The sequence below is a fragment of the Streptomyces albidochromogenes genome (assembly GCF_005981925.1).
Lineage (GTDB): Bacteria > Actinomycetota > Actinomycetes > Streptomycetales > Streptomycetaceae > Streptomyces > Streptomyces albidochromogenes.
In genome coordinates this window covers 1-1,063 of record NZ_VBVX01000647.1, presented here as the reverse complement: position 1 = coordinate 1,063, position 1,063 = coordinate 1, and the positions used below count along the sequence as shown (strand labels likewise).

The window sequence follows — 1,063 nt, the reverse complement described above, 5'->3', positions numbered from 1 at the left end:
GCACCACCCTGCGCGAACGCGCCCCCACGCCCCTCGCGTACGTGTACGGCCGCGCCGGGCGCCCCTGCCTGCGCTGCGGCACCACGATCCGCCACGCCGAACAGGGCGACCCCGGCCGCCTCCGACCCACCTACTGGTGCCCCCACTGCCAGTCGGGCCCGACTCCCTGACCGGCGAACTGCCACCCGCACAAGAGTTGACGCCTCGTCAGATACAGCCCTACCGTCCCCGCATGGCCCTCAAGGCGTACGACCTCACCGGCCGCAGCGCTCTCGTCACCGGCGCCGCGAGCGGCATAGGCCGGGCGAGCGCGCTCCTGCTGGCCGCAGCCGGCGCCACGGTCCACTGCGCGGACCGCGACGAGCAGGGTCTCCACGAGACCACCGCCCTGATCACCGAGGCGGGCGGCGCCGCTCGCCCGCACCCGCTGGACGTCACCGACCGCTCCCGTCTCGCGGAGGCGGTCGCGGCAGCCGGCCGTGTCGACATCCTGGCGGCCGTCGCCGGGATCATGCACCGCAGCACCGTCCTGGAGACCCGCGACGAGGACCTCGACCGCGTCCTGGCGGTCAATTTCAAGGGAGTGCTGTACGCCTGCCAGGAGGCGGCCCGCGCCATGATCGCCGCCGGGACCCCCGGCAGCATCGTCACCATGGCGTCGGGCGCGGTGGACGCGGCCCACGCCGGCCTGCTCTGCTACAGCGCCGCGAAGGCAGCCGTCGTACAGCTCACCAGGACGCTCGCCACGGAACTGGGCCCCCACTCCATCCGCGTGAACGCCGTGGCCCCCGGCTGGATCCGCACTCCCATGACCGACCGCCACGACGCGACGCTGCGACACCGGACCGAGGCCGCCATGGCCGGGGCCTCACCGCTGGGGCGCGTGGGCGAGCCCGAGGACATCGCGCACGCCGTACTGCACCTGGCGTCCGACGCCTCCGCCTTCACGACGGGCCAGATCCTCCGCCCCAATGGCGGCGTCCTGATGCCCTGGTAACCCCCACGCCCCCAGCCCACCCGCGACCCGACCCGACTCGACGCCAAAGGCCCACCGCCACAGGCC

General features: G+C 74.3%; 2 protein-coding genes. Both read left to right on the top strand.

Translation table 11 applies throughout. The features are described 5' to 3' along the window. Nucleotides 1–170, top strand: a 170-nt coding sequence (locus E2E34_RS34545) for a zinc finger domain-containing protein (RefSeq protein WP_279637927.1), incomplete at its 5' end; no start/stop codon positions are given. Between the two features lie 62 nt (nt 171–232). Continuing rightward, a complete protein-coding gene (locus tag E2E34_RS34540; RefSeq protein WP_138905747.1) occupies nt 233–997 on the top strand; it encodes an SDR family NAD(P)-dependent oxidoreductase in 765 nt (254 codons plus the stop codon). The last annotated feature ends 66 nt before the right edge of the window (nt 998–1,063 follow it).